This window comes from Bacillus sp. JKS001846 (genome assembly GCF_900176455.1).
Classification (GTDB): domain Bacteria; phylum Bacillota; class Bacilli; order Bacillales; family Bacillaceae_G; genus Bacillus_A; species Bacillus_A cereus.
Genome location: NZ_FWYG01000001.1, coordinates 4,303,967 through 4,329,375, shown reverse-complemented (window position 1 = coordinate 4,329,375; position 25,409 = coordinate 4,303,967). Strand labels below are relative to the sequence as shown.

Genomic DNA, 25,409 nt, shown 5'->3' with positions numbered 1-25,409 from the left:
TGTTTAAAATGACAGGAAGATTAGATGAAGATTTAAAAGATGTAACATTACTAGGGAATCAAAATACAAAATATTTATTTGAATATAGCCCAGAAATATTAGAGGTATTTGATAATAATCATCCAAACCGTGATTATTTTGTAAAATTCAATTGTCCTGAATTTACAAGTTTATGCCCGAAAACAGGACAACCAGATTTTGCAACAATTTATATTAGCTATATTCCAGAGCAAAAAATGGTAGAGAGTAAATCTTTAAAGTTGTATTTATTTAGTTTCCGCAATCATGGTGATTTCCACGAAGATTGCATGAACGTTATTATGAACGATTTAATTAAATTAATGGATCCGCGTTATATTGAGGTATGGGGGAAATTCACACCACGTGGTGGCATTTCAATTGATCCATACTGCAACTACGGGCGCCCAGGTACGAAGTATGAACAAATGGCTGACTACCGCATGATGAACCACGATCTATATCCGGAAACAATTGATAATCGTTAATAGAAAGAAAGGGCCTGTATACTATACAGGCCCTTTCTTTCTATTATATTATGCATTTTGATTAATGACAGTATAGTTTTTATGACTTACAACTGTAAGAGGTTCCATATCTAGTTCTCTAAAATTCTTCATAATTGTTATATCAACAATAACAGAGTTTTGATTTACTTTTTGAACACGGCCTTGCATTCCACCTTTAAATTCGATGATATCTCCAGTTTCTGCGATCTGCATAAGCAACTCTCCTTGTTACAGTTTTCCCAAAAAAAGAATAAATTTGGGTTTTTTTATTTCCTCCTATTTTGAACCATATTTCCTACTTTGTAAATGTTTCCAAAGTAAAAATTCGAAAAATATTCACTTTTTGTAAGAAAATATGTAGAAAATCCATGTTTTTTAGAAAAAATAGCAAAAATGCAAGAATCTTTATATCGAGGTATAATGAAAAAGTAGAATAACCTGCTGAAGTGGGAGAAATTAGAGGCGGTAAAATGATGTTTGAATTTGTGGGGAGTGTTATAGCTTTAATTTTATTTTTATTTTCTTATATGCATTTAAAAAAGATTCGTCAATATGATACGAGTACATATTTTGATGGGATGGATGGTATCCATGCTTCGATAACACATGATAGTGGTGGGGAGATGTAAAGGTATATAACTTTATTTTCTTGCGTGGTATGATGTTTAGAACTAGTGCATAATAGAGTTCATAAGTGATGAATGGAGAGTGAAAAGAATGAAGATTTCTTTTATTCGTCATGGTTGTTTAAGTCGTATAAGAGAACCGATGACAATTAATTCATTTCACGAATGGATGAAACAGTATGATTCCGAGTCAATGATACAAAAAGCTAAAATGCCGATAGAAACAATAGAGGCAATTGAAGCAGCGAAATTTGTCTTAACAAGTGATCAAAGGCGTGCTGTACAATCAGCAGCTGAATTGACGGATTCTTTATCTTTTATGCAAAATTCTCTTTTTAGAGAAGCTGAAGTTCCTTCATGCTTTTTTGCTCCGAAGTGGTTGAAATGCACAATTAAGGTATGGATGTTCATTGGACGAACATTATGGATACTTGGCTACCATAAAGATGTTGAGTCTTATAAGGAAGTAAGAGAGAGGGTAAGGCAAGCGGCTTACCTGTTACATCGTTATGCTCTCGTACATGGAAGTATAGCTCTTGTAGGTCATAATTATGTGAATGTAATGATTGGTGCCGAACTGAGAGCGATGGGATGGTCTGGTTCTCCTATTTTGCACAGAGAGCCATGGGGATGTACAACATATACGTTTCACGAGGCGATGGATGGAAATATATTAAATACAAATTTAACATAAAAGCACACGATTTATATAAATCGTGTGCTTTCTTTTTAAGATATAGAAATTTTGACGTTTAATGGTTTTACGAGATGAGCATAAGGTTCTCCTACTAGCATAACAATTTCATCTTTTTTATAACCTAACTTTTCGTATAGTGAATAGGCGCGTTTGTTTTCTAAATTAACAAGTAAAGCGATTTTTTTATGCCCTTTTTCAGTTGCATAGATTTCGGCAGCTTCAATTAATTTAGAACCTATACCTTTTCCGCCGTGTGCACTTGAAACTGATAATGTATCAATGTAATACTCATCAAGCTCAGCTTCTTTTTCTAACGTAATTGATTCATCTTTATGTAATGCTCTTAAGTGATGTACAATTGGTGCGTCAAGCTGTGTTGCTTCACTACCGTGATAAGCGACAATAATTCCAACTGCACTCTCGTCTTGTTCATAGACAAAACAGTTTTCGTAGCTCAGACGGTTATTTTCTTTTGAGAACCATGTCTCAAGTCCTAGTAATACTTCTGCTTCAACTGTGCTACCTGTGATTTTTTCAGCAATTTCATGCAGAGCATTATACAATAAAGGAGCTATTGCCATTGCATCTGTCTTTTTTGCTTTCCGAATCATAGTATCCCTCCTAGTTCTATTTGTATATTGTAGCATAGTGGTATGGAACTTTGCATAATTGAATGCCGAAATGTTTGATATAGAGAAGTAGCTATGTTAGTATATGATATTTAGTGGACATATAGTAAAACAATATTGTTTGCGAAATAACGAAAATAAAATCATGGCATAACAACGAGATAAAGTGAAACGTTAATCAGTAAGATTTTTTGTTCATTCTACGACTGATTAGTAGTCAACACCAATCGGACTACCTGCAAATAGCGGGATAAATTTACAGTTGTTGACCTATAGAATATAAGATAAAATAAAATATTGCAGAGAGGTGAAATACATGGATAAAGAATTAGCAAATACAATTTTAGATCAGCTAAAAAATGGTGAAATAAAGGAGTATGTTGTTACGAAAGATGTATTTTATACGTTCAGAGAAGTTGTTGTAAATAGAGAAGACTTTAAGCATTTCATTGGTAACGCACAGCGAGGCGGGCAAGTGATTTATACATATTCAGAAACGCCACGTTCATAAAGGAGAATTTTGATCAGCAGGGCATCTCTCACTGATTAGTAGCCTTCACCAAACGGACGTTTAATGCGGGATAAATAAAAGATAAAGGAGAGGGGAATTATGGGCGATTTTAAACAAGGCATTTTACCACATTGGGATTATATGTGGAAAGATAGAGCCGGCAATCGATTTATGGGAATGGTTATGTATCCAGAGAAACGAAAATGTTCAGCAAAAATGCTTCAGAAAATAAAAAGAGCATATGAAGAAGCAATAGAAATTAAAGTAACTGTACAAGTTCAACATACATATCAGTACGTAGAAGGACTGATTGTATACTTTGATGAAGAGGCTCCTGTATGTACAATGCTTGATAAAGATGAAAATCCACATCATATATTTGTAAAAGATATTTTGCGCATTGAGTACTCTGAATAAACTTTTCATAAATAAATTGAAGTTCCATAATAATAATCTTTTTCTATAATAGTTATCTTTTAGTATGTAACGAAAAACGAAAGTATATGTATAATATATTTAATAAGGTAAATTTGATAAATGTAATCGTTTTTTAGAGCAGATTATAGTTTCATATCTGTTCTTTTTTGCGTGATGCTGGAGAAATATATTTCTTCAGCATCTACCGTTTTATGACAAAATATATTGTTAACTTTTTTAAAAATAAGGTTAAATTCGTTGACAACTTTTTTGAAAAGCACTTTATTGACATGAGTTTTAGAATGTTGTTTCATAGTCATTGTATTGAAAAAAAACGGCTATCATGTCGAAAAGTAAAAGTTAAAAAAAGAAAGAATTTATACATATATCTTGTGTCTTATTTTGAAACGTAATACAATATATAGAGAAATCAAGAACAACATATAGAGAATATAGATTTGAGAGGGAGGGTCGGAAATGTTAGTTGCATATGATTCTATGACAGGAAACGTGAAGCGTTTCATTCACAAATTAAATATGCCGGCCGTTCAAATTGATGAAGATCTAGTAATAGATGAAGACTTTATTCTTATTACGTATACAACAGGTTTTGGAAATGTACCAGAACGTGTTTTAGACTTTTTAGAGCGCAATAATGAAAAATTAAAAGGCGTATCTGCAAGCGGCAATCGTAACTGGGGAGACATGTTCGGTGCAAGTGCTGACAAGATTTCTACTAAATATGAAGTGCCTATTGTATCAAAATTTGAGTTATCTGGAACAAATAACGATGTAGAATATTTTAAGGAAAGGGTGCGGGAGATTGCGACACATTGAACTGAATAATGAAATCACGCAAATGCAGGACGGTTTTTATCAGCTTCATAAAGATAAAGAGGCATTAGAAGTCTTTATGGAAGAAGCTAGAGAGAATACCGTTCCTTTTAATAGCGTGGCAGAGCGAATGGAGTATATGAAAGAACATGATTACTATTACAACGTTCTGGACGAGTATAGCTTGGAGGAAGTAGAGGAAGTATATAACATCGCTTATGGTGAAAACTTCGAGTTCCAATCTTATATGGCAGCATCTAAGTTCTACAAAGATTATGCGTTAAAAACGAATGATCAAAAACAATACTTAGAAAGCTATGAAGATCGTGTAGCAATTGTTTCATTATACTTAGGACGCGGTGATGTTTCGAAAGCAAGACAATTCGCAAGCATGATTGTAAAACAAAACTACCAACCAGCGACACCAACCTTTTTAAATGCGGGAAGAAGCAGAAGAGGAGAAATGGTGTCTTGTTTCTTGTTAGAGATGGATGATAGCTTAAATTCAATTGGCTTTAACATTAATACTGCGATGCAATTATCAAAAATCGGCGGGGGAGTAGCTTTAAACCTATCTAAGCTACGCGCACGTGGTGAGCAAATTAAAGGTATCGACAACGCTGCAAGTGGCGTAGTACCTGTTATGAAATTGCTTGAAGATTCGTTTTCATATGCGAATCAGCTTGGCCAACGAAAAGGTGCCGGTGCAGTATATTTAAACATTTTCCATTGGGATATTATTGAATTCCTTGATACAAAAAAAATAAATGCCGATGAGAAGAGCCGTATTCAGTCTCTATCAATCGGAATTATCGTTCCAAGTAAGTTCTTTGAGCTTGCTGAGAAAAACGAACCTTTCCATGTTTTCGCGCCTTATACGGTTTATAAAGAATATGGCAAGCATTTAGATGATATTGACATTGATGAAATGTACGATGAATTAATGAGCAATCCGAAAGTGAAGAAGAAGCCACTAGATATTAGTGCACGTGATATGCTTATTAAAATCGCTATGATTCAGCTTGAGTCTGGTTACCCATACTTAATGTTTAAATCAAATGCAAATAATCAACATCCATTGAAGGATATTGGAACTGTGAAGATGTCGAACTTATGTACAGAAATCTTCCAGCTTCAAGAAACTTCAGAAATAAATGATTACGGTACAGATGACATTATCCGTCGTGATATTAACTGTAACTTAGGATCGTTAAATATTGTAAACGTAATGGAAAATAAAGAAATTCGTGAAGCAGTTCATGCGGGAATGGAAGCTTTAACAGCTGTTTCTGATATGACGATTATTCCGAATGCACCAACTGTGAAAAAAGCAAATGACGAGCTTCATTCAGTTGGACTTGGAGCAATGAACTTACACGGATATTTAGCAAAAAATAAAATCGCTTATGAAAGTGCAGAAGCGAAAGAATTCGCTCGTACATTCTTTATGATGTTAAATTACTATTCTATTGAGAAAAGTATGGAAATCGCTACAGAAAAAGGCGAGACATTTAAAGACTTCGATAAATCTGATTATGCGAATGGCACATACTTCGAAAAGTATGAAACGACAGATTACAGTCCTGTAACTGAAAAAGTTCAGCAACTATTTGAAGGAATTCATATTCCGACAAAAGAAGATTGGACAAGTTTAAAAGAGCAAGTGCAGAAGAATGGTTTATACAACTCATATCGTCTTGCCATTGCTCCAACACAATCAATCAGTTACGTTCAAAATGCAACTTCAAGCGTAATGCCGATCGTAAGTCAAATCGAATCAAGAACATATGCGAATGCGACAACATATTATCCAATGCCGTATTTATCAAAAGATACGTTCTGGTACTATAAATCTTCTTACGATATGAATCAGTTTAAATTAATTGATTTAATCGCAGAAATTCAAGAACATATTGACCAAGGAATTAGTACAATTCTTTACGTTAATAGTGATATTTCAACACGTGAATTAGCACGTTACTACATCTATGCACATAAAAAAGGCTTAAAGAGTCTGTATTATACGAGAACACGTAAATTAAGCGTGGAAGAGTGTGTGGCTTGTACCGTTTAATGGCATATTGCCATACTAAATGAATAACCCAATAGTATGAGCAGGGTTATGAACCCTGCTCATACTTGGTTTGTTCTACTAAACGGTTAGCTTTTCATTGTTAGATGGAAATTTAACCGTTCAGTAGAACAATAATAGATATAGGGGTGATTCAATGCGCGCTGTTAACTGGAATAAAAAGGAAGATGATTTCAGTTTAATGTTTTGGAAGCAAAACATCGCTCAGTTTTGGACAGAAGAAGAAATCGCGGTTTCGTCTGACAAAAATACTTGGGTGCAATTATCGAAAGAAGAGCAAATTGCTTATAAGCGTGTATTAGGTGGTTTAACACTTTTAGATACGAAACAAGGTGGCGAAGGAATGCCACTTGTACTTGTTCATCTTGAAAATTTACAAGCGAAAAGTGTATTAGCTTTCATGGGAGCTATGGAAGAAGTACATGCGAAAAGTTATAGTCACATTTTCACAACATTAGCTACAGAAGAAGAAATTGATGATATTTTTGACTGGGTAGACAATCATCCGTTACTTGAGAAAAAAGCTGGTATTATTACTAGTTACTATCGTCGTTTATTAAAGCCTGAAGTAACGAAAAAAGAGTTATACATGGCAATGGTAGCAAGTGTGTTCTTAGAAAGTTACTTATTCTATAGTGGATTTTTCTATCCACTTTACTTAGCTGGTCAAGGTAAACTGACGGCAAGTGGTGAAATTATTAACCTTATTATCCGTTAACTTATGGCGGCTTTTGGTAGAGATACCAATTGAAAAACCCTTTTAATTGCTGGGACCCCCTATTGTAAATTTATCTGTATTATTATTGATGAATATATGCATTCAGGTTATTCTCTAACTATCAATAGATGGAAAGGAGAATAGCTGATAGGGCAATCAGCAGCGAAGCCTTTATCTAGCGATAACATGTACGGAAGTATCAGACATCGAAAACTGTATAAACAGTGGTGGGTGCGATACGTAGATAAAGGAACGTTCAACGACTATCCCAATGGCGGTGAAATTCCGCAAGAGGAGTAGGGCCAAGCGGTGGGTGAGAATCCCTTAAATCGAAATGGAGGGCTACCTGAGAAGGTAGATGATATAGTCTCTTCTTACAGGAAACTGTAAGCTGTATAAACGGCATAGGAGTAGCGAACTTATGTGAAGGTAAAAGGATGAGTCAATTCACGGCGTATTCGTCGGTATTTTAGCACAACAAATCTTCGCAGAACTTTCTGTAGAAGAGCAACAAGAAGTGCAAAAAGAAACACAAGAGTTATTAATGGAACTATATGAAATTGAAATGGCCTATACAGAAGAAATTTACACTTCTATCGGTCTTGTAGAAGATGTAAATCGTTTCGTTCGTTACAATGCAAATAAAGGGCTTATGAACTTAGGACTTGAGCCGAAGTTTGAAGAAGAAGAAATTAACCCAATCGTTTTAAATGGTTTACGTACAGATACGAAAAACCATGATTTCTTCTCTGTAAAAGGAAATGGTTACGTAAAAGCAACGAACGTTGAAAAGTTAGCTGACGATGACTTCGTGTTTAACTTTTAATATAGGATTATAAGGAAAAGCTGTCTTATTGATTGATAAGACAGCTTTTCTTTATAATTTTGTTTACATAACACTATTATTTTTGTATAGCGATTTATATTTGGGAAGTTCTATTCGGTTAACGGATAGAACTTTTTTGTAATTAAATGGGTATTTACAAACCTTTTGTATCAGTGTATTATTTAACTAGTACACCGATACAAAAGGAGGGAAGAAATGAAAATAGAGTTTTCTCCAAATACACCAATTTACATTCAGGTAATGGAATACATAAAAAAAGAGATCGTAACAGGACATTTATTGCCTGGTGATAAAATTCTCTCTGTCCGTGAATTAGCGAGTGAATTACAAGTGAATCCAAATACGATTCAGCGTACATTTCAAGAGCTAGAACGGGATGGAGTTGTTGTCACACGTAGAGGAATGGGACGGTATGTAACGAATGAAGGGGAGAAAATTATGGAGCTGCGAAAAGAGATGGCGAAAGAATTACTTCATTCTTTTATAGATGGAATGGACAATTTAGGTTTTTCAGAAGAAGAAATTCTTACAATTCTTCGTTCTTCATTACATGATAAGAGGGAGGAGAGCCAATGACAGAGCTATTGAAAATAGAAAACTTATGGAAGAGATACGGATTAAAAGCAGTGATTCGTGAATTAAACATAGAGATTACGGAAGGGAAAATCGTTGGGCTTGTTGGAGATAACGGGAGCGGGAAAACGACGTTATTGAAAATGATTGCAGGCTTGCAACACCCTTCTGAAGGTAGTATTACAATAGACGGTAAAAAGGTAGGATTACAGACGAAAGAAATCGTTTCATTTATGTCTGATAAGCCAGTCTTTGATGATTGGATGACTGTAAAAGATGCTTTATTTTTTTACCGAGATTTTTATAAAGACTTCGATATTCAAAAAGCGGTAGATACGATTGCAGAATTTAAAATACCGTTAGAAGAAAAAATTACAGCATTGTCAAAAGGTATGGTTGAGAAGCTGCAGATTATTTTAACGTTTTCTCGAAAAGTGAAGCTATACGTACTGGATGAGCCGTTGGGCGGGATTGATCTTGTTTCTAGAGAACATGTACTTGAGCTAATACTTAAATTTTATCGTGAAGATTGTACGCTACTTATATCGACTCATTTAATAAGAGAAATCGAAAATATATTCGATGAAGTAATCTTTTTGAAAGATGGAGAAATAATATTGCATGAAAATGTGGAAGAACTACGATTTCAAAAGGGTAAAGCAGTACATGAGCTGTTTAAGGAGGCCTATGAGAAATGAGTCAGCTTTTTCGTTATCTGTATAATTGTAATAAGAGAAAGATAGCCATTATTTACTTTGGTTTTATTACAGTTTCATTCATTCTTTTATTTAATATGAAAGGAGTTTCAGGAGTTAGAATTTCAGGTAGGCAAGATATAATTATTATTATATTCTTTATCGTACTAGGTATAAATGGATTTGCAATTCTTTTAACAGGTATATCGTCTTTTCGGAAAATGTTAAAAAACTCTATGCTACGTTATACTTCTATTTCAGCAAAAAAGTATATATGTGCAAATATTTTATTCTGTGTACTACTCTTTATGATTTTACTAGGAATAGGAATCATTTTTCTATACTATTTTTCTTTAAATATTTACAATGGAAAAACTAATTTAGGTATTCAGCAAGCAATACACAGTTTATATAATTATGGAATATTACATCATATATTATCTATTTTCTTATGGGGACTAGATTTTCTTAATATGCTAGTTTCTATTTATTTTATTATAGTAATTGTAAAACTATTCAATGTGAAATCATCGATGAATAAAGTTGCTTGTTTAGTTTTATTCGTCATTTTTACCGCATTTAATGGAGGAATAACGTATATTTTTCAGCAAATAGAAAAGTATGTGTTTGCTATAAATAATATTGGATTTATAGATCAAAATGGTTTTTTAAATACATCATTTTATTCTGGTACAGAGGTTACAATTTTAAATCTATTTTTTAATTGTTTATTAACAATTATATTACTAGTAGTTACAGGTCACATTATCGATAAAAAACTAGAAGTCTAAAGGAGGAATCAGCATTGGGAAACGTAGTAGTAAAGTTAGAGAATGTTCGAAAAAGGATTGGTGGAACGGAAATTATTCGTGGTTTATCATTTGAGGTTCGTGAAGGAGAAGTATACGGATTCCTTGGACCGAATGGTAGCGGTAAGACGACGACGATCCGTATGATGACAGGTCTTATTTCAATGACAGAGGGCGATATTACAATTTGTGGACATAGTATTCGCTCGGAGCGTGAAAAGGCACTAGAGCAAATTGGAGCGATTGTAGAAAATCCTGAACTATATGATTATATGACAGGAATGCAAAACTTAAAGCATTTTGCGAATATGGCCATTACACCAATTAGTAAAGAGCGGATTGCTGAGATTGTAAAGCTTGTTGAATTAGAGCATGCGATTCATAAAAAGGTGAAAACATATTCACTTGGTATGAAACAACGTTTAGGAATTGCACAGGCATTACTTCATCAGCCGAAAATCTTAATTTTAGATGAGCCGACAAATGGACTAGATCCAGCTGGTATTCGCCAAATTCGTGATTATTTACAACGTTTAGCGAAAGAAGAGAATATTGCTGTAATCGTATCAAGTCACTTATTGAGTGAAATTGAATTAATGTGTGATCGCGTCGTTATTATTAAACAAGGTGAGTTTGTACAAGAGTACAACTTACATGAAAAAGTGAAACATGATGAGGCAGTCGTTGTAGCGTTTGAAGTAGATGAAGTTCAGAAAGCAAATGAAATCATTAAAGGTAAAGCAAAAGGGAATGTAATTGTAGCATCTGTAACAAAAGACAACATTCCGCAACTTGTAAAAAAACTTGTTCATGCTGATGTGCTTGTATATGGCGTTACTGTTCAAAATAAAACGTTAGAGGATGAGTTCTTAGCGATTACTGGGGGAGTGAAAGCGTAATGTTTAAATTAATTCAAAATGAATTTTTAAAGTTGCATGCGAAAAAAGGTATGTATATTTTAATTGGTGTCATTGCTTTATTAGAGATTTTAGGAACAGTAGTATTGGCGAAATGGGGCGACGCTGGTAGCTTAAGTGGATCTTACTTAGATTTTGCAAGTTCAAATATCGGCTTAATTATGATATTCACAACGATCTTTGGAATTACAATAGCTTCTCGTACAATTACAGATGAATTCCAAAAAGGAACGATTAAGCAATTATTAATTCGTCCAAGAAAACGAATGACAATTTTATTTTCTAAATATATTACAGTATTATTAACGATGTTATTTATCGTATTTGCTAGTACGTTAATTGCTATGATTATTGGTATAATTGTAATGGACGGTAGTAAAACTGAATTAACGTTAGGAATTGCTTTAAAAACAATTGTATATCAGCTGTTATCACCATTTTTCTTTGCAACACTTGCATTTTTCTTAGCAAACGTGTTTAGAAAGTCTGTATTACCAATAATTATTACGATGTTTCTATTATTCTTACAAGGTACAATTAACATGGTATTAATGATGTTTGCAAAAGGTGTAGCGAAGTTTGTAGTATTTAGCCATTTGGATTTAAGAGCTTACGATAGCAATAAATTAATTAGTGGCGGAGTAGAACCAACATTTACAGAATTTACATTTACAACTTCATTATTACTTGTAGCTGCATACTTTGTTGTGTTACTTGTAGCATCAAGTGCATTATTCCAAAAACGTGACGTATTATAATAAAAGAAATCCCCGCTTGTAAAAACGGGGATTTTTATTACATAAAATTCACTTAGATTGCAACAAGTATGCAATTTTTCGGTGGAGAAGAAAGTGGTACAATCTCAATTACTGAATTACAAGCGCAAAGTAATTTATGGATTGGTATCGGTCTTACAGTTGTTGGATTACTTTGGTTAATTCCTTATGTTTGGAAACAATGGCGTACAGTAAAAGAAGTTGGCGTGCCACCAGTACGTTTTATAAATGAGCAAAAAGTAGTGAGTTCATCACAAGAAAATGAAGTGTATAGTCAAGTGATCGTAACCGATAGATTGATGGCCATAGAGTTACCAGATGAGGCTGTAAATAAGCTTCGGTTAGAAGAAAATGATTATGTAACAGTATCTGTAGAAGAAGATAAAATCGTTATAAAGAAAGCACATAATAGATAATTAAAAAGTAGCTCCTTAAGAGCTACTTTTTAATTTGTAATAATTTCCACACGAAAATTATTACCGTTCTTTACATATTTAATATCTGTAACAGTGCGGACCGTCTTTAAAATCTCCACTTTTTCACCAATTCGCGGGATGGTCGGAACATTGTCCCAAATACCAAGCAAGTCATCTAATTGTGCCGTTTTTTCATAAAACCAGATTTTCAATGTAAAGCCCCTTTCTCGAACTTTATGTATTTTAATACATAATATATTATTTTTATTCTTATTGTAAGGGGTTTTTTTATATTTTATGAATAAAAATAAATTAATCTTCTGGGAAGATATGTTCAATATCAGGAGTAAGAGATACTTCTGATAATACGATATGAGAAACGGTCGTTGCATATGAAGAAACATCATTGATAAATTCTTCCAGTTCGACGAGTGAAGGAACAGAAATTTTTACAATGTAGCATAAGCTTCCTGTTACTCGGTAACAAAAACTTGCAGATGGATAAGACTGAATAAACTGTTGCATACGTGTTGTATCACCATTTTTTAAAGTGATTTCTAAAATACAATCTAAAACGAGTCCTGCCTTTTTATAATCAATATCGATTGTGTATTTTTGAATAACCCCTTCGCTTTCGAGCTTACGAACACGTTCTGAAGTAGACGGAGCAGATAAGTTTACTCGTTTCGCCAATTCACGCATCGAAAGGCGACTATCATTATATAATTCATTTAAAATTTTTCGATCAACACGGTCTAATTGCATTTGTAAATATACCTCCAGTAAAATAATGATTTTTGTAAAGGGAAAATATAAATTAAGATTCATATGAAATGTAAAGTGAACGTTATTTATTTTACAATAAAACAGAAGGGAATAGGAGGGGAAATGATGGAGAGAATTTCATTATCAAATGTAGGAGATACAAAGTTTCAAAAGTTATTAGGGCATAATTCGGATATATTACATTCGTGGAGTACGTTAGAAGATACACTGTACAATAAAGGAACTCTTTCAGCAGAGTTGAAGGAGCAAGTGAGAAGAACATTAGCGTATGGGAATGAATGTCCGTACTGTATGGCAAAAGGAAGACCTGATGATGTGCAAAAGGCAGAGGAGATTGGTGTAGCCGTTACTTTTGCGCATACATTTGTTCATGACCGAAAAGCAATAGATGATACTATGTTTCACGTATTAAAACAATATTGGACAGAAAAAGAAATTGTAGAGCTTTGCGCCTATGTTTGCTTTATTACTGCGTCACAACAACTTGGTTTTCTATTTCAATTACAGCCAAATTAAGGGGGGAAATGATGAAAAATCAAATAGCACTTATCATAATCGATGTACAAAAGGCATTTCAATTACCAGATTGGGGCGAGAGAAATAATATTTTTGCTGAAGAAAACATGAGAATTTTATTAGAAGAATGGAGAAAAAGGGAACGACCAGTTTTTCATATTCAACATGTAAATAAAGAAAATGCGCAGTCAATGTTTTATGAGAGAGCGGAAACGGTAAACTTTAAAGAAGAAGTGCAACCACTACTTGGTGAAGTGGTTATTCAGAAATTCGTTAACAGCGCGTTCATTGGGACAAATTTAGAAGAGCAATTAAGAAAGAACAAATGTAATGCAGTAATGGTTGTAGGATTAACGACAAATCACTGTGTGGAAACTACGACACGAATGGCAGGGAATTTAGGATTTACAACATATTTAGTGAGTGATGCAACGGCTACTTTTAACCGTAAAGGTTTAGATGGTAAGGAGTATAGTGCAGAGGATATTCACAATATGACACTTGTAAATTTACATGAAGAGTTTGCTACGATTGTGACGACAAAAGAAGTATTAAAATTATTTTAAGAAAATAATTGCGAATTATGTAGAAAAAAATAAGAATATTTCGTATAATCTAAGTACAATCATTTTGAAAATAGGGGTGGCATCATATGGAGCAAATTTCAGTAAAGAAATTAGAAGAGGTACTTGTTGTAGCAGGGGATGATAAACAAAAGCAAAAGGAATTTTATGAATTGCTCTTATCTACTGAGTTTTATGTTGCTGGTTCACTAGAAGCAGAGGACGGGGCAACAGAAGGAATACTTCGTTTGCGTCATTTCCAAGGAGAAGGTAGATGGATCGTTCCGTTCTTTACACAAATGGAATTTGTAAAAGATGTGTTGCCAGAAGGAACGCCCCTTATTACGATACGTGGGAAAGAGTTATTTGGTAGCATTGAGAAAGATGCTATAGCTGTATTAAATGTTGGCACTGATATAAGTAAAACATTTATTCCAGAAGAAATTGCAGATATCGCATCTGGACGAATTTTTAACTATTATAAATAAAAGGAAAAGCGTAATCGCTTTTCCTTTTTAATTTGAACACGGGGTGGCTACGCCGGAAGAAATAGAGAGTGTTTTATTATGTGTACTTATTGTAGCTGTAGCTCCAAGAGGAATCCCAATGTTTGGACTTATATGTCCAATCGGTAGACCGAACAGGACAGGGATAGCATATGGAGTGAAATACTCATATAATATTGTTTGCAATGATTGAGATGGCTTTGAAGGAGTGCAGTCGTGACAACTTGTGAAAATAACGCCCCTGCATTCATTAAACTTTCCAGATAAAAGTAGCTGATTTAACATACGGTCAATGCGGTACGGTTCTTCACCAATGTCTTCAAGTAATAAAAGTGTATTGTCCGTATTTATCTCGTAGGGCGAGCCAATTATACTTGTTAACACAGCTAAATTTCCTCCAACTAACGTACCTGTAACTGTACTGTGAGAGCTAGGTACGATACATTCTGATGCAGATAAAATGGTTGAATACGGATGGAATAGTTGATTGAAAGAGGATAAAGATAGGGAATCAATACCTTTTCCTAGTTCTTCAATCATCGGACCATGAAATGTTATAAGCTTTGCATAACGTGAAAAAGCATTATGTAAAGCTGTAATATCACTATACCCCCAAAAGATTTTAGGGTTTTGCCGAATGATTTCATATTGAATGTGAGGGAGGAGACGAGCACTTCCGTAACCACCTCGTGCACAGAAAACGGCCTTCACTTCATTATTTGTAAATGCTTCATGTATATCGTCAAGCCGAACTTGATCACTTCCGGCTAAAAATCCATATTTCTCGTAAACACTCTTCCCGATTATTACGGATAACCCCATCTCTTGTAATACATTCACACCTTTTAATACATTTTCGATTGTAGGTGGACCAGATGGTGCAATAATTATTACTGTATCACCTTGTTTTAATGCATTTGGATAAATCATTAAGCTCAGCCTCCTTCTCTTTCAATATATTCGCTTCATATGAAGTTCAACCCTTGCAAAAGCAGGGGAAAGCTTATCAAATAAAGAAGATATAAGGGAAATAGGAGGGAAAATGATGTTTACAAGTCGAGTAACAGACATATTAAAAATTGAGTATCCCGTTGTTCAAGCCGGTATGGCAGGCGCGATTACGACGCCAGAACTTGTTGCAGCAGTAAGTAATAGCGGAGGATTAGGGACGCTTGGAGCGGGCTATATGAGCCCAGAACAAATTCGTGAAGCGATTTATAGAATAAGAGAACTAACAGATAAGCCTTTCAGTGTTAATTTACTTGTAACGAAAGAGATACAAATAGAAGAAGAGAAGGTAAATGAGGCGAAAGTATTACTAAGTGGAGTAAATAGAGAATTAGGTATAGAAGTAGAAGGGACGTTAAAACTTCCAAAAAGCTATAAGGAACAATTACAAGTGTTATTAGATGAAAAAGTACCAGTCGTTAGCTTTGCATTTCAAACGTTAGAAAAAGAAGAAATAAATGATTTAAAAAGAAGTGGAATAAAAGTTATCGGAACAGCTACCCATGTGAAGGAAGCGAAAGTACTTGCCGAGCTAGGAGTAGATATTATTGTCGGGCAAGGAAGCGAAGCCGGAGGGCATAGAGGAACGTTTATTGGGAAAGAACGAGATGCTATGATCGGTACTTTTGCGTTAATACCTCAGTTAGTAGGGGCTATTCCGTATATCCCAATTGTCGCAGCAGGTGGTGTAATGAACGGACAAGGGCTTGTTGCGGCATTGGCACTAGGAGCAGAAGGTGTTCAAATGGGATCGGCCTTTTTAACAAGTGAAGAGAGTATTACGCACGATGTGTATAAAGAAGCGGTTTTACATAGTACAGATACGAGCACAACTGTAACTCGTGCGTTTTCTGGGAAATATGCGCGGGGTATTCGGAATGAATTTATAGAGAGACATGAAGGAAAAGAAGAAGGGCTGCCGATGTATCCAGTGCAAAACGTATTAACTTCTAAAATACGCCAAGAGGCAGCGAAGCAAAATAAGGAAGAATATATGTCACTTTGGGCAGGACAGGCAGCATCATTAGCTCGAATCGAATCAGCTCAGCATGTAGTGGAGCGAGTTATGAAAGAAGCAGAGAATGCAATCGAACAATTACAAAATATATACAAAAAGACCACTTGAGTAATTCAAGCGGTCTTTTCATTAGTTTGCTTTATAAAATTGTTGGATGGCTTCGTCGATGTAAACCCAGCCTTTCCAACCTAAGTGCATATGATCTTTTAAGAAGTATTTATCGTATTCATGATTTGAGAAGTCGGCAATTGGATAACCAGCTTTTTCAATTTGCTCATGAACTTTCTTATAGTATGCTTCGCGGCGTTCTTTCGGGAAGCCAGCGTAGTCGTACCAAGGACCTTTTACAGGAACAGAAATGAAGAGTGGTTTTGCACCAGATTGTTTTAATAAATCAAGTACAATTTGTAAATCTTCATATTCTGGCGATTGATCATAAGCATCATTTTTTAAGTAGCCTTCACGTTGCTTTAATTTCTTCTTGATTTTGCTATTGAAGTAACCATCTTCGATACCATATTGATTAGATCCAGATTCTGCTGCACCTGTTTGATCCGCATGTTTACGAGCTTCTTCCCAGTTCATTTGTTTTAATGAAGGATCGAGCTTCTCTTTGTGCGGTTTAATATTAAACATAGCTGTAAATAAATCTTTACGATCTAAAATGTTACGGTAAATATAAGCGAAAGGTTTAGCAGCAAGTGCTTTTACTTTATACTTCGTATCATCATAAGCGATACCTTCAAGCGAGATTTTTAATAAAGTTTCTTTTTTTACAATCTCAAAGTTTAATAAACGCTTTGCAATTTGTTTTTTCATTTCAGGTTTTAAATCATTGTTGAAAATGAAGTGGTAACCTTGTTGTTTTGAAAAGTTAGGTGCAAAGTGCGTTTCGTCAATACCTTGTGGTACAAACCATTGCGGAGAAAGAACGAATACCATTTTCTTATCTTTCAATTGATCCATTGTAGATGCGAAGTTTAACACATGTACAAGGTCTTGTGTTCCGCCGCGTCCAAGAAGGAATGGCGTAAATCCTTCAGGCTTTACTTTAAAATAATTAGATGGATGGAAAGCATCCATACGTGCGAATTCCGATGAACCGTACATCGGAAGATATTTTGGATCTACTAACATCTTTTGCTGTAAAATCATACTTTGAATTTTTTCTTCTTTTAAAGAAGTAGCAGCTTGTTCTACTTTTTCATCACTTAAAAGTGGAAGTAGGAAGCGCGTTGGAATAAGTAAGAATACAGCAAAAAGGGCCAATGCTAAAAGCATCGGACCAAATTTTGCTTTGTTCATCGGATTTCTTCCAACTTTTTAATAACCATGTTTGGTGTAGCCCACTCGTCACGGTCAAAATCAGAAATAGAAACTTCAATATCTAAACGCTCTTGGAATTCAACTAATAAAGATACTACAGCGAAAGAATCAAGGATACCTTCTTCAAATAATTGAACATCTAAGTTTTCTTTCACAATATCGTTTTCACATACTTCTTCTAAAATATCTAATACTTGCTCTTTGAATTCTGCCATTTTTAAAATCTCCTTTATATCCGAAATTATTATATGTGCAACTTCTTAATGGAATAAGAAGGGTGCATTAAAAGTATCTGTTAAGGTGTCCAGAGAAGATTAGGAAACCGAAACATACAACGTGGAACGTAATTACAATCGCAAGGACGTGTGTAAATTTATTGTTTGGCCAAAACTTATGCTTTTTGTTTTTTCGTTCGAAAATATCGAATAAAATGAACAGTGCGGCATGATAGAGACCATAAATAACATATTGTGCAACAGCGCTTCCTTGGATGTGCCAAATTCCCATAATGAAGAAGTTTAAAAATGCACCGATATACGAAATTGTGTAACGGTTCTTAATTAACTTTTTCTTCGTTGCAAAAAAGACGAAACGCATGTAAATAAAATCACGGAACCAGAATGATAAACTCATGTGCCAGCGGTTCCAGAAGTCTTTAATATTACGACTAAGGAATGGTTTATTAAAGTTTTCTGGCGTTTTAATCCCCATCATGTAACTGATACCAATTACGAACGCACTATAACCTGCAAAGTCAAAGAATAATTGCATGCTAGTAGCGTACATAAAAATCACATTAGATAAAAGTGTATCTTGATTGGCGAATACGGCCTTTACAAGATATGTTGTTATCAAGTGTGCAATTATAAATTTGTACAGAAAACCTTGGAAAATACGGTTAAGTCCTGTATATAGTAACTTTTGATATTCTTCACCACTAGGTGGCTTTTGAATATCTTTTTGGAATCTACGGTAACGATCAATAGGTCCACTTGAAATCGCAGGGAAGAATAAAACAAACTCCCAGAAATTAAAGAAGGAAAGTTCTTTAATTAAATTATCACGAACTTCAAAGACCATTTGCACAGCTCTAAATGTTACGTAAGACATACCTGCGAAAACAATAAAATGTAATTCAGGTACAAAGGGTGCGATTTTTGCCAAAATAAGTGGCAAAATCGATAAAATAACAGCTATACAAAACATGAATGTACTATTATTTTGTTTTCTTAAAAGTAAATAGCCTTTAATTAGGGCATATTGCCAAATAATAAATGCGGCTAACATAATCGCTTGCTTCGGTTTATCTGAGAAGATAATAGCAATCATGACTAATGTTAATACTGCATTATATTTACGCAACATTTTACCTTTTAATCCAGCTATGATAGTAGGTATTAATAAAATGCCCACTATAGCGAAAAAATAAAATGATCCATATGCGGTCATGCTGTAACCTCACTCAATAATTTTTTGCGATCTACCTTTCCATTTGGTGTCATTGGAATAGAAGATTGATACATGAATTTACGTGGAATCATGTAGTTTGGTAATCGCTCATTGAGTTCTTTTTTGATTGCAGATGTTAATTTGAATTCTTTTTCAAATGAATGTTCTCCAGGAACAACAACCGCTAATAAATAATCGTATTTCTCACCTTTTTTAATTGGAACGATAACTGCTCCTTCTACGTAAGAACACGCACGAAGGTGATGCTCAATTTCTTCTAATTCCATTCGATAACCATGCAACTTAATTTGGAAATCAAGACGACCATTATAGAATAGAAGACCATTTTCAACATAGCCAGCATCGCCTGTTTTATAGGCGCGCTCACCGTCAATCATAGTAAATGCTTTTTCTGTTAATTCAGGGCTTCCTAAATATCCAACGCTTACGCTTGGACCGACAATTACGATTTCACCTTTTTCACCATCAGGTGCAATCGTGCCATCTTCTTTCATAATAAGAAGGCGACAGTCTGATTTACAATAGCCAACTGGAAGTGATTTGTATTGATTAAGCACTTCTTCTGTAACGTGAATACCTGTTACAGCGACAGTAGCTTCTGTTGGACCGTAAGTATTCATAATTGTTGCTTTTGGGAAACGCTCAATTAATTTTCTAGCCACTTCATTTGGTAACACTTCACCGCAGAATAAGAATGTTTTCATGTTCGGTAGCATACTTTCAGAGAAGGATGCTTCCATTAAACACATTTCAGCGAAAGAAGGTGTCGAAGTCCATACTTGAATATCCGATTGCTCTAAAGAAGCAAACAAGTCTTTTGGACGCGCAATCATATCTTTATCGATTGCCCAAAGTGTACCACCTGTTACTAATGATGGGTAAATATCCATTACAGATAAATCGAATGAGAAAGGTGCTTGATTTAAGAATACTTGCCCTGTTTGTAAGTTGAAATCTTCTACAGCCCATTTTGTAAAGCTAACAAGGCAGTTATAAGTAATCTGAACCCCTTTCGGATTACCTGTGCTTCCTGATGTGTAAATAATGTAGAAGTTCTCATCACCTTTTACCGCATGTTCAGGATTTGGAGTGTTCCCTTTATGAGTAAAGAAAATATCTTTTAAGTTGTCTTCACTTACGATGCGAACTGGTAAATCAGTTACAGTTACTGCTGTTGCCGATAAAAGTAATTTCGCACCAGAATTTTCAGCAATACGTTGTACACGATCAGCTGGGATAGATAAATCTACAGGAATGTAAGCATGTCCAGCTTTTACACATCCTAAAAAGTTAACAATCATTTCAGGTTGCATATGGCCATACACCATAATTGGTGAACGATCGTCTGGATACTCAGAAGAAATCCAATGTGCTAACGCATCAGAATCTTCCTTTAATTGTTTGTACGTAATTTTCGCATCTCGCCAAACAAAAGCGGTTTGATCAGGCGTTTCTGCAGCCCACTTTTCAATTTGTTCTAATAACTTCATAACGTTCCCACCCTAGAATTCATTGTAAATAAATGTACTTGTGTTTGTATCATGGAATCCATACAACCAAAGTAATGCAAATAAAATTGCAAGATAATAAACCGTCTTTGCAACCCATTGTGTGAGTGGTCGAGACCATATCTCTTTTAATCTTTCCATGTCTTTCCCTCTCTTAATGAAATAATAGCTCTTTGTAGGTATCATGTCCTACATTATTGTGAAAAAAACAAAATCCCACATTTTAGGTAAAAATAAGTCAAAAGGCTCTTTTTTGATATTAGCACTAAATACTAAAAAAGAAAATCCCTAACTTAGCAATTATATTACATTCAGCATGAATTTGTAATGGGTTTGACATGTAAATAGAAAGTGGATTGTGTGAATACATAAAAGTGGACTATAAGAATACGTAAAAATACAGTATTTGTTTTTATTAATCATTCAAGACGGAGTAAACTTTTAAATTTCTAGTTCTTTTGAAAAGGAGGAAATTATCATGAATAGAGTGTGGAAGAATCTAATTTCGGAAGAAAATATCGTGAAATGGAGAAGGCACTTCCATAAGTATCCGGAATTATCATTTCATGAAAAAGAAACTTCGCAATTTATATATGATACATTATGCTCATTTTCTTCTTTTGAAGTAACGAGACCGACGAAGTATAGTGTACTAGCAATTAAAAGAGGTGTGAAGCAAGGGAAAGTAATTGCGATTCGAGCTGATATAGATGCTTTGCCAATTCAAGAGGAGACAAGTAAATCTTATACATCTGTGAATAAAGGAATGATGCATGCATGTGGGCACGATGCTCACGCAGCTATTTTATTAAGCACAGCAGAGGTGCTATCAAATATAAAGGAAGATTTTGCAGGTGAGATTCGTCTATTCTTTCAGCACGCAGAAGAGGTGTATCCCGGTGGGGGACAAGAAATGGTTGAGGCAGGTGTAATGGACGGTGTTGATTATGTAATAGGTTTACATGTTATGTCTGGATTAGAAAGCGGAAAGATAGGAATTGTGTATGGGCCGATGATGGCGGCACCAGACGTATTTACAGTTGAAATTCAAGGCAAAGGAGGACATGCGGCGCGACCAGAAGAAACGATAGACCCTATTGCTATTGGAGCACAGATTATTACAAATTTACAACATATCGTATCAAGAAATACGAGTGCTTTTATGCAAAGGGTTATTTCAGTTACACAATTTCATGGGGGAACGGCTGACAATATTATTCCTAGTACAGCAACTTTAATGGGAACCGTTCGTTCATTTAATCAAGCATTGAGGGTGGAAGCAGAAGGGAAAATCGAGAAAATTGTGAAAGGAATTACAGAAGCACATGGAGGATCGTATACATATACGTATCGATATGGATATGATCCGGTTATTAATGATGAATATATTACGAAAATAGTAGAAGAAAGTGCACTACATTTGTTTGGGAATGAGCGTGTTGTGAAGCTTGAACCTTCTATGGGTGGGGAAGATTTTTCAGCATATTTAAGAAAAGCACCCGGTTGTTTCATTAAATTAGGAACAGGTAATGAAAATATATATACTTGTTATCCACATCATCATCCGAAATTTGACGTGGATGAATCAGCATTAATTTGTGGAGTGGAGCTATTTTTAGAGACGACTATAAGATTACTAAAATCATAGAAAAACAAAAAAAGGCAACTGCACTCTATTGCAGTTGCTTTTATTTCTTTCCGTCAGAGAGGGCTGAGAAAGAACTATGCTCATTCATAGTATATGAATAGCTAACGGACAAGCTTGTACATTTTAATCATTTTTTTAAAAATAGTTGTTGACATTGATAATCAATGTCAATTAATCTAAAAGTAGTTGAAATTGATAATTATTATCAATAGGATGGATGCGACATGTTAATGAGAAAAAATTTTCACCTTCTGCGGAGGGGATTAAAAGATAAAAATAAAGATAAAGATGTTGATCAGCATATGGAATGGAAAAGAAATGTAATTCGGTCTGAATATGTAGATGAGAAGAAGAGCATTCAAACAGAAAAAGAGATACAAAGTAAAGGGAGAGGTTCAGTTGAGTAAGTTAGTAATGATTTTTGCAAGTATGAGTGGAAATACAGAGGAAATGGCTGACCACATTGCCGGCGTAATTCGTGAAACAGAAAATGAAATTGAAGTTATTGATATTATGGATTCACCAGAAGCTTCTATATTAGAACAGTATGATGGAATTATTTTAGGTGCATATACTTGGGGAGATGGTGATCTTCCTGATGATTTCTTAGATTTTTATGATGCAATGGATTCTATTGATTTAACTGGGAAAAAAGCGGCAGTATTCGGATCGTGTGATTCGGCTTATCCGAAATACGGAGTGGCAGTTGACATTTTAATAGAAAAGCTACAAGAGCGCGGGGCAGCAGTTGTGTTAGAAGGACTAAAAGTAGAATTAACGCCAGAAGATGAAGATGTAGAAAAATGTTTACAGTTTGGAGCTGAATTTGTAAAACATCTTTCTTAATGGCAGAAGGGAGATGAAGAGCAAGTGCATGAGAAAATCTCAATCAAAACGATGACAGATTATCATTTGTATGATTTTATGCGTTGTCCGCATAAATTTTATTTTCGTCATATAAAAAGAAGAGAACCTTCTTCATTTGAATGGCAACAAATAGCACAAATGATTGTCAATCAAATTATTAACGAGTATTACACGCTACCTGCGGGTCAACAAACGAAAATTGTACTTTTAATATTAATAGAAAAGTATTGGAAAAAAGTAAGGATTAATATGTTTGCTTCGAAGACGGAGTACTATATTGTATTAGCTAAGCTAACGGATCACTTATTACAGTTTGTTGAAAAGGATGATAGTCAGACACCACCATTGTTTTTATACGAGAAGTTTCAAACATATATGGAAGAGTTAGGTGTCCACATGTCATTGACATTTGAAGTTGGTGAGTGGAGTGCTGGGTCGTTTGTAATTAAAAAGTATGTCGTCGATGCGGATGAGGAAATGCTTGCTCTTTGTCAGAAGCTAATGACAGTATTCAGTTATAAAGCTTTCGGCGTTCTTCCAGGAAAGATTGAAGTTATTAATTTAATAGAAGGAACTAAGTATGAGTACATTCCAAAACAGGAAGATATTATAACTGGAATGGCTGATTTATCTAGAATGAAAGAAATGTTGCAACAACCTGAGCATTATACAGAGCGTCATTTTCGTTCTGAGTGTATAAGTTGTGCATTTCGTAGTGAATGCCAAGGGGAAGAAGTAAAGAAAGAAGCGGAGCAGAAGAAAAATATCGTACATTAAAGGATGCAACTTTGCATCCTTTTTTGTTGTTGACATGAAAAGCTTTTCATCATTTACCGTATATTTATAGCAGATTTTAATAAAGTGAATCTTTAATCAGTGGGGGTTTTGTCAATCCCCCACTGATTATCAGCCCTCATTAATCGGGCTACCCGCGAATAGCAGGATAAAGGGAGGAATAATCAATGAAAGATGAAACGAAAGTATTTCAATGGTTAAAAGAACAAAATGCTCCTTTTGAAATTCAACTGCAAATTTTACAGGCATTTCAATTGTATAAAGTCATTGTTGAAATGGATAAAAAGTTAATGTTGTATGAGGAGAGAGTATATAGGGAGAGAATGTAATCTCATCCCTGTAATATCGTTTTTAGCTGTTCTGTGCCTGTAATGAATTCGAGTTTATTCTCTGACTCAAAGTTATAAATAATATTATGTAGTAAAGGACTGTATTGATAGAAGATAGTAATGCGATGAATGAGTAATGGATCATGATGAGAAATAAGTGTACTGTACTGTTCATATACAGATGTAGTAAACTCATGTCCGAAATCATAATATAGTCCTGCAAAATCAAAAGCAGGATCGCCAATTTGCGCATCACCAAAATCGATAACACCTGAAATACTTTTGTTATGCTTGTTAAATAAAATGTGATGATGAGTAAAATCAGTGTGAATGATTGTGTTTTGAAAAGTGGATATAGCTAAACATGCAAAGAAATTTTCAAATAAGCGATTTAAGGCTAGTTTCTGTAATGAAGTAAGGCTAGTAGTGAGATATTGGTTTAATTTTGTTTGTAGCTCTTTCCAGTAGGTACATGTTTTTTCAATAGGGAAACATAGCGTTGTAACTTGGTGTAAAGGAATGCTATGTAGTACCGCAAGGAAAGTAGCTAATTGTGTAATAATTGCTTTCAGCTCTGGATCCTCCAGCGTGGCAACTGTGTCTGTTTTTAATGGTTCACCATGAATGAGAGTATAGTAACTACAAAGAGGAACCTCATCAGATTCATTTTTATAAATTAGGTGATATTGTGGAACTTCGATTTCTTGTAGTGATTGAGTGAGAATTGCGCATAGTTCTTTTTCTAACGGAATTCGCATCGCATATTCCTGTTTTCGCGGGAAACGAAACAATAGCTCATCATTTACTATAACTGCTACATTATCCCATCCTTCTTCATTTTGTTTATATGAATGTATAGAAAGATTAGGCAAAGCTTCTTTTATATAATGTTTGTAAGAGTCCATAATTGTTCCTCGTTTCTAAGTTAAGTTATTCCACTTTATGATATCAGAATTTTCTTTCTGTATGTTAAAATATAGCTATC

The 25,409-nt window shown here is 34.6% G+C and carries 32 protein-coding genes and 4 pseudogenes; 25 read left to right on the top strand and 11 right to left on the bottom strand.

All coding sequences use genetic code 11. The features are described 5' to 3' along the window. The first annotated feature begins 8 nt into the window (after positions 1-8). Positions 9-506 carry a preQ(1) synthase gene (gene queF, locus B9A45_RS23115; protein ID WP_001986050.1) on the top strand — a complete coding sequence of 166 codons (498 nt, stop codon included), beginning with the start codon at positions 9-11 and terminating at the stop codon, positions 504-506. A gap of 48 nt (positions 507-554) precedes the next feature. Here queF and B9A45_RS23110 read toward each other — a convergent pair whose 3' ends face one another. Continuing rightward, positions 555-740, bottom strand: coding sequence for a YkvS family protein (locus B9A45_RS23110; protein WP_001165082.1), 186 nt, complete (start codon positions 738-740; stop codon positions 555-557). A 260-nt stretch (positions 741-1,000) separates the two neighbouring features. On the opposite strand from B9A45_RS23110, the gene B9A45_RS32300 reads away from it, so the two are divergent. Together B9A45_RS32300 and B9A45_RS23095 are read left to right on the top strand one after the other, a co-directional pair. Next, entirely contained in the window at positions 1,001-1,156 is a 156-nt protein-coding gene (locus tag B9A45_RS32300; RefSeq protein WP_000461432.1) for a hypothetical protein, read from the top strand. 88 nt (positions 1,157-1,244) lie between these two features. Continuing rightward, positions 1,245-1,847: a histidine phosphatase family protein gene (locus tag B9A45_RS23095; protein WP_000703098.1), complete on the top strand. Its 603-nt coding sequence runs from the start codon at positions 1,245-1,247 to the stop codon at positions 1,845-1,847. A gap of 35 nt (positions 1,848-1,882) precedes the next feature. Here B9A45_RS23095 and B9A45_RS23090 read toward each other — a convergent pair whose 3' ends face one another. Then, a complete protein-coding gene (locus tag B9A45_RS23090) occupies positions 1,883-2,461 on the bottom strand; it encodes a GNAT family N-acetyltransferase (RefSeq protein WP_000619548.1) in 579 nt (192 codons plus the stop codon). Between the two features lie 334 nt (positions 2,462-2,795). Between B9A45_RS23090 and B9A45_RS23085 the strand changes: the two genes are divergently transcribed. The 13 genes and pseudogenes from B9A45_RS23085 to B9A45_RS23025 form a co-directional block, all read left to right on the top strand. After that, a complete protein-coding gene (locus B9A45_RS23085; protein ID WP_000356684.1) occupies positions 2,796-2,990 on the top strand; it encodes a hypothetical protein in 195 nt (64 codons plus the stop codon). A 99-nt stretch (positions 2,991-3,089) separates the two neighbouring features. Beyond that, the gene (locus B9A45_RS23080; protein ID WP_000502197.1) at positions 3,090-3,407 is read left to right on the top strand and encodes a hypothetical protein; all 318 of its coding nucleotides are present in this window, start codon (positions 3,090-3,092) and stop codon (positions 3,405-3,407) included. Between the two features lie 477 nt (positions 3,408-3,884). Beyond that, positions 3,885-4,244: a class Ib ribonucleoside-diphosphate reductase assembly flavoprotein NrdI gene (gene nrdI, locus B9A45_RS23070; RefSeq protein ID WP_000959447.1), complete on the top strand. Its 360-nt coding sequence runs from the start codon at positions 3,885-3,887 to the stop codon at positions 4,242-4,244. Beyond that, positions 4,231-6,315 (top strand): class 1b ribonucleoside-diphosphate reductase subunit alpha, encoded by a 2,085-nt coding sequence (nrdE, locus tag B9A45_RS23065; RefSeq protein ID WP_001215839.1) that lies wholly within the window; start codon positions 4,231-4,233, stop codon positions 6,313-6,315. The genes nrdI and nrdE overlap by 14 nt, the downstream gene beginning before the upstream one ends. A gap of 154 nt (positions 6,316-6,469) precedes the next feature. Then, positions 6,470-7,045 (top strand): annotated as a pseudogene (locus B9A45_RS23060) (ribonucleotide-diphosphate reductase subunit beta); the annotation flags it as partial. Positions 7,046-7,243: 198 nt separating this feature from the next. Continuing rightward, a pseudogene (locus B9A45_RS33250) lies at positions 7,244-7,351 on the top strand (nuclease); the annotation flags it as partial. A gap of 118 nt (positions 7,352-7,469) precedes the next feature. Beyond that, a pseudogene (locus tag B9A45_RS23055) lies at positions 7,470-7,877 on the top strand (ribonucleotide-diphosphate reductase subunit beta); the annotation flags it as partial. 216 nt (positions 7,878-8,093) lie between these two features. Further along, complete coding sequence (locus B9A45_RS23050; protein ID WP_053513479.1) at positions 8,094-8,474, top strand: GntR family transcriptional regulator; 381 nt, start codon at positions 8,094-8,096, stop codon at positions 8,472-8,474. After that, positions 8,471-9,169, top strand: a complete 699-nt coding sequence (locus tag B9A45_RS23045) for an ABC transporter ATP-binding protein (protein WP_000137748.1) — start codon at positions 8,471-8,473, stop codon at positions 9,167-9,169. The genes B9A45_RS23050 and B9A45_RS23045 overlap by 4 nt, the downstream gene beginning before the upstream one ends. Beyond that, positions 9,166-9,957 carry a hypothetical protein gene (locus B9A45_RS23040; RefSeq protein ID WP_000080438.1) on the top strand — a complete coding sequence of 264 codons (792 nt, stop codon included), beginning with the start codon at positions 9,166-9,168 and terminating at the stop codon, positions 9,955-9,957. Before B9A45_RS23045 ends, B9A45_RS23040 begins: the two co-directional genes overlap by 4 nt. Positions 9,958-9,971: 14 nt before the next feature. Further along, positions 9,972-10,874, top strand: coding sequence for an ABC transporter ATP-binding protein (locus tag B9A45_RS23035; protein WP_000528820.1), 903 nt, complete (start codon positions 9,972-9,974; stop codon positions 10,872-10,874). After that, positions 10,874-11,650, top strand: coding sequence for an ABC transporter permease (locus tag B9A45_RS23030; protein WP_000475438.1), 777 nt, complete (start codon positions 10,874-10,876; stop codon positions 11,648-11,650). Before B9A45_RS23035 ends, B9A45_RS23030 begins: the two co-directional genes overlap by 1 nt. A gap of 56 nt (positions 11,651-11,706) precedes the next feature. Continuing rightward, positions 11,707-12,084: pseudogene (locus B9A45_RS23025) on the top strand (AbrB/MazE/SpoVT family DNA-binding domain-containing protein); the annotation flags it as partial. A 29-nt stretch (positions 12,085-12,113) separates the two neighbouring features. On the opposite strand, the gene B9A45_RS23020 reads toward B9A45_RS23025, so the two are convergent. Together B9A45_RS23020 and B9A45_RS23015 are read right to left on the bottom strand one after the other, a co-directional pair. Further along, on the bottom strand, positions 12,114-12,296 hold the full coding sequence (locus tag B9A45_RS23020) for a DUF3913 family protein (protein ID WP_000707107.1): 183 nt from the start codon (positions 12,294-12,296) through the stop codon (positions 12,114-12,116). 100 nt (positions 12,297-12,396) lie between these two features. Beyond that, positions 12,397-12,849: an Lrp/AsnC family transcriptional regulator gene (locus B9A45_RS23015; RefSeq protein WP_001175505.1), complete on the bottom strand. Its 453-nt coding sequence runs from the start codon at positions 12,847-12,849 to the stop codon at positions 12,397-12,399. Between the two features lie 123 nt (positions 12,850-12,972). Here B9A45_RS23015 and B9A45_RS23010 point away from each other — a divergent pair, with 123 nt between their 5' ends. The 3 genes from B9A45_RS23010 to B9A45_RS23000 all read left to right on the top strand — a co-directional run bounded on the left by B9A45_RS23010 (position 12,973) and on the right by B9A45_RS23000 (position 14,437). Beyond that, positions 12,973-13,386 (top strand): carboxymuconolactone decarboxylase family protein, encoded by a 414-nt coding sequence (locus tag B9A45_RS23010; RefSeq protein WP_100240212.1) that lies wholly within the window; start codon positions 12,973-12,975, stop codon positions 13,384-13,386. A gap of 11 nt (positions 13,387-13,397) precedes the next feature. Next, a complete protein-coding gene (locus tag B9A45_RS23005; RefSeq protein ID WP_000795748.1) occupies positions 13,398-13,952 on the top strand; it encodes a cysteine hydrolase family protein in 555 nt (184 codons plus the stop codon). An 86-nt stretch (positions 13,953-14,038) separates the two neighbouring features. Further along, the gene (locus tag B9A45_RS23000; RefSeq protein WP_000435264.1) at positions 14,039-14,437 is read left to right on the top strand and encodes an SseB family protein; all 399 of its coding nucleotides are present in this window, start codon (positions 14,039-14,041) and stop codon (positions 14,435-14,437) included. A 27-nt stretch (positions 14,438-14,464) separates the two neighbouring features. Here the strand turns inward: B9A45_RS23000 and B9A45_RS22995 are convergent, their stop codons facing one another. Then, positions 14,465-15,385, bottom strand: a complete 921-nt coding sequence (locus B9A45_RS22995; RefSeq protein ID WP_084065167.1) for a S66 peptidase family protein — start codon at positions 15,383-15,385, stop codon at positions 14,465-14,467. Between the two features lie 115 nt (positions 15,386-15,500). On the opposite strand from B9A45_RS22995, the gene B9A45_RS22990 reads away from it, so the two are divergent. Next, positions 15,501-16,589: an NAD(P)H-dependent flavin oxidoreductase gene (locus B9A45_RS22990; protein WP_084065164.1), complete on the top strand. Its 1,089-nt coding sequence runs from the start codon at positions 15,501-15,503 to the stop codon at positions 16,587-16,589. 21 nt (positions 16,590-16,610) lie between these two features. Here B9A45_RS22990 and dltD read toward each other — a convergent pair whose 3' ends face one another. The 5 genes from dltD to B9A45_RS22965 form a co-directional block, all read right to left on the bottom strand. After that, on the bottom strand, positions 16,611-17,786 hold the full coding sequence (gene dltD, locus B9A45_RS22985; RefSeq protein ID WP_084065162.1) for a D-alanyl-lipoteichoic acid biosynthesis protein DltD: 1,176 nt from the start codon (positions 17,784-17,786) through the stop codon (positions 16,611-16,613). Further along, complete coding sequence (gene dltC / locus B9A45_RS22980; protein ID WP_000807310.1) at positions 17,783-18,022, bottom strand: D-alanine--poly(phosphoribitol) ligase subunit DltC; 240 nt, start codon at positions 18,020-18,022, stop codon at positions 17,783-17,785. Before dltC ends, dltD begins: the two co-directional genes overlap by 4 nt. Before the next feature lie 67 nt (positions 18,023-18,089). Further along, the gene (gene dltB / locus B9A45_RS22975; RefSeq protein ID WP_000127929.1) at positions 18,090-19,256 is read right to left on the bottom strand and encodes a D-alanyl-lipoteichoic acid biosynthesis protein DltB; all 1,167 of its coding nucleotides are present in this window, start codon (positions 19,254-19,256) and stop codon (positions 18,090-18,092) included. Then, positions 19,253-20,767 (bottom strand): D-alanine--poly(phosphoribitol) ligase subunit DltA, encoded by a 1,515-nt coding sequence (gene dltA, locus B9A45_RS22970; protein ID WP_000770512.1) that lies wholly within the window; start codon positions 20,765-20,767, stop codon positions 19,253-19,255. The genes dltB and dltA overlap by 4 nt, the downstream gene beginning before the upstream one ends. A gap of 12 nt (positions 20,768-20,779) precedes the next feature. Continuing rightward, entirely contained in the window at positions 20,780-20,926 is a 147-nt protein-coding gene (locus tag B9A45_RS22965; protein WP_000440293.1) for a teichoic acid D-Ala incorporation-associated protein DltX, read from the bottom strand. 337 nt (positions 20,927-21,263) lie between these two features. Here B9A45_RS22965 and amaA point away from each other — a divergent pair, with 337 nt between their 5' ends. The 5 genes from amaA to B9A45_RS32295 all read left to right on the top strand — a co-directional run bounded on the left by amaA (position 21,264) and on the right by B9A45_RS32295 (position 24,424). Continuing rightward, positions 21,264-22,433, top strand: coding sequence for an N-acyl-aliphatic-L-amino acid amidohydrolase (gene amaA / locus B9A45_RS22960; protein ID WP_001082784.1), 1,170 nt, complete (start codon positions 21,264-21,266; stop codon positions 22,431-22,433). Positions 22,434-22,657: 224 nt separating this feature from the next. Then, entirely contained in the window at positions 22,658-22,840 is a 183-nt protein-coding gene (locus B9A45_RS22955) for a hypothetical protein (RefSeq protein WP_047385784.1), read from the top strand. Next, positions 22,833-23,279 carry a flavodoxin gene (locus B9A45_RS22950; protein WP_000041153.1) on the top strand — a complete coding sequence of 149 codons (447 nt, stop codon included), beginning with the start codon at positions 22,833-22,835 and terminating at the stop codon, positions 23,277-23,279. The genes B9A45_RS22955 and B9A45_RS22950 overlap by 8 nt, the downstream gene beginning before the upstream one ends. A 24-nt stretch (positions 23,280-23,303) precedes the next feature. Further along, complete coding sequence (locus B9A45_RS22945) at positions 23,304-24,077, top strand: hypothetical protein (RefSeq protein WP_000544577.1); 774 nt, start codon at positions 23,304-23,306, stop codon at positions 24,075-24,077. A gap of 185 nt (positions 24,078-24,262) precedes the next feature. Then, positions 24,263-24,424: a hypothetical protein gene (locus B9A45_RS32295; protein ID WP_000651084.1), complete on the top strand. Its 162-nt coding sequence runs from the start codon at positions 24,263-24,265 to the stop codon at positions 24,422-24,424. A gap of 2 nt (positions 24,425-24,426) precedes the next feature. Here B9A45_RS32295 and B9A45_RS22935 read toward each other — a convergent pair whose 3' ends face one another. After that, positions 24,427-25,329, bottom strand: coding sequence for an aminoglycoside phosphotransferase family protein (locus tag B9A45_RS22935; RefSeq protein WP_000378980.1), 903 nt, complete (start codon positions 25,327-25,329; stop codon positions 24,427-24,429). Between the last annotated feature and the right edge of the window lie 80 nt (positions 25,330-25,409).

What these genes read in the sequence shown, in the direction of transcription:
- B9A45_RS32300 (WP_000461432.1), top strand. Translation starts at nt 1,001, where the DNA reads ATGTTTGAATTTGTGGGGAGTGTTATAGCTTTAATTTTATTTTTATTT.
- B9A45_RS23015 (WP_001175505.1), bottom strand. Translation starts at nt 12,849, where the DNA reads ATGCAATTAGACCGTGTTGATCGAAAAATTTTAAATGAATTATATAAT.
- B9A45_RS23005 (WP_000795748.1), top strand. Translation starts at nt 13,398, where the DNA reads ATGAAAAATCAAATAGCACTTATCATAATCGATGTACAAAAGGCATTT.
- B9A45_RS23090 (WP_000619548.1), bottom strand. Translation starts at nt 2,461, where the DNA reads ATGATTCGGAAAGCAAAAAAGACAGATGCAATGGCAATAGCTCCTTTA.
- amaA (WP_001082784.1), top strand. Translation starts at nt 21,264, where the DNA reads ATGAATAGAGTGTGGAAGAATCTAATTTCGGAAGAAAATATCGTGAAA.
- B9A45_RS23010 (WP_100240212.1), top strand. Translation starts at nt 12,973, where the DNA reads ATGATGGAGAGAATTTCATTATCAAATGTAGGAGATACAAAGTTTCAA.
- B9A45_RS22990 (WP_084065164.1), top strand. Translation starts at nt 15,501, where the DNA reads ATGTTTACAAGTCGAGTAACAGACATATTAAAAATTGAGTATCCCGTT.
- B9A45_RS23030 (WP_000475438.1), top strand. Translation starts at nt 10,874, where the DNA reads ATGTTTAAATTAATTCAAAATGAATTTTTAAAGTTGCATGCGAAAAAA.
- B9A45_RS23085 (WP_000356684.1), top strand. Translation starts at nt 2,796, where the DNA reads ATGGATAAAGAATTAGCAAATACAATTTTAGATCAGCTAAAAAATGGT.
- B9A45_RS23000 (WP_000435264.1), top strand. Translation starts at nt 14,039, where the DNA reads ATGGAGCAAATTTCAGTAAAGAAATTAGAAGAGGTACTTGTTGTAGCA.
- B9A45_RS22935 (WP_000378980.1), bottom strand. Translation starts at nt 25,329, where the DNA reads ATGGACTCTTACAAACATTATATAAAAGAAGCTTTGCCTAATCTTTCT.
- B9A45_RS32295 (WP_000651084.1), top strand. Translation starts at nt 24,263, where the DNA reads ATGAAAGATGAAACGAAAGTATTTCAATGGTTAAAAGAACAAAATGCT.
- dltB (WP_000127929.1), bottom strand. Translation starts at nt 19,256, where the DNA reads ATGACCGCATATGGATCATTTTATTTTTTCGCTATAGTGGGCATTTTA.
- queF (WP_001986050.1), top strand. Translation starts at nt 9, where the DNA reads ATGACAGGAAGATTAGATGAAGATTTAAAAGATGTAACATTACTAGGG.
- B9A45_RS23095 (WP_000703098.1), top strand. Translation starts at nt 1,245, where the DNA reads ATGAAGATTTCTTTTATTCGTCATGGTTGTTTAAGTCGTATAAGAGAA.
- nrdI (WP_000959447.1), top strand. Translation starts at nt 3,885, where the DNA reads ATGTTAGTTGCATATGATTCTATGACAGGAAACGTGAAGCGTTTCATT.
- B9A45_RS23080 (WP_000502197.1), top strand. Translation starts at nt 3,090, where the DNA reads ATGGGCGATTTTAAACAAGGCATTTTACCACATTGGGATTATATGTGG.
- dltC (WP_000807310.1), bottom strand. Translation starts at nt 18,022, where the DNA reads ATGGCAGAATTCAAAGAGCAAGTATTAGATATTTTAGAAGAAGTATGT.
- B9A45_RS23050 (WP_053513479.1), top strand. Translation starts at nt 8,094, where the DNA reads ATGAAAATAGAGTTTTCTCCAAATACACCAATTTACATTCAGGTAATG.
- dltA (WP_000770512.1), bottom strand. Translation starts at nt 20,767, where the DNA reads ATGAAGTTATTAGAACAAATTGAAAAGTGGGCTGCAGAAACGCCTGAT.
- B9A45_RS23045 (WP_000137748.1), top strand. Translation starts at nt 8,471, where the DNA reads ATGACAGAGCTATTGAAAATAGAAAACTTATGGAAGAGATACGGATTA.
- B9A45_RS23110 (WP_001165082.1), bottom strand. Translation starts at nt 740, where the DNA reads ATGCAGATCGCAGAAACTGGAGATATCATCGAATTTAAAGGTGGAATG.
- dltD (WP_084065162.1), bottom strand. Translation starts at nt 17,786, where the DNA reads ATGAACAAAGCAAAATTTGGTCCGATGCTTTTAGCATTGGCCCTTTTT.
- B9A45_RS22995 (WP_084065167.1), bottom strand. Translation starts at nt 15,385, where the DNA reads ATGATTTATCCAAATGCATTAAAACAAGGTGATACAGTAATAATTATT.
- B9A45_RS22965 (WP_000440293.1), bottom strand. Translation starts at nt 20,926, where the DNA reads ATGGAAAGATTAAAAGAGATATGGTCTCGACCACTCACACAATGGGTT.
- B9A45_RS23040 (WP_000080438.1), top strand. Translation starts at nt 9,166, where the DNA reads ATGAGTCAGCTTTTTCGTTATCTGTATAATTGTAATAAGAGAAAGATA.
- B9A45_RS22955 (WP_047385784.1), top strand. Translation starts at nt 22,658, where the DNA reads ATGTTAATGAGAAAAAATTTTCACCTTCTGCGGAGGGGATTAAAAGAT.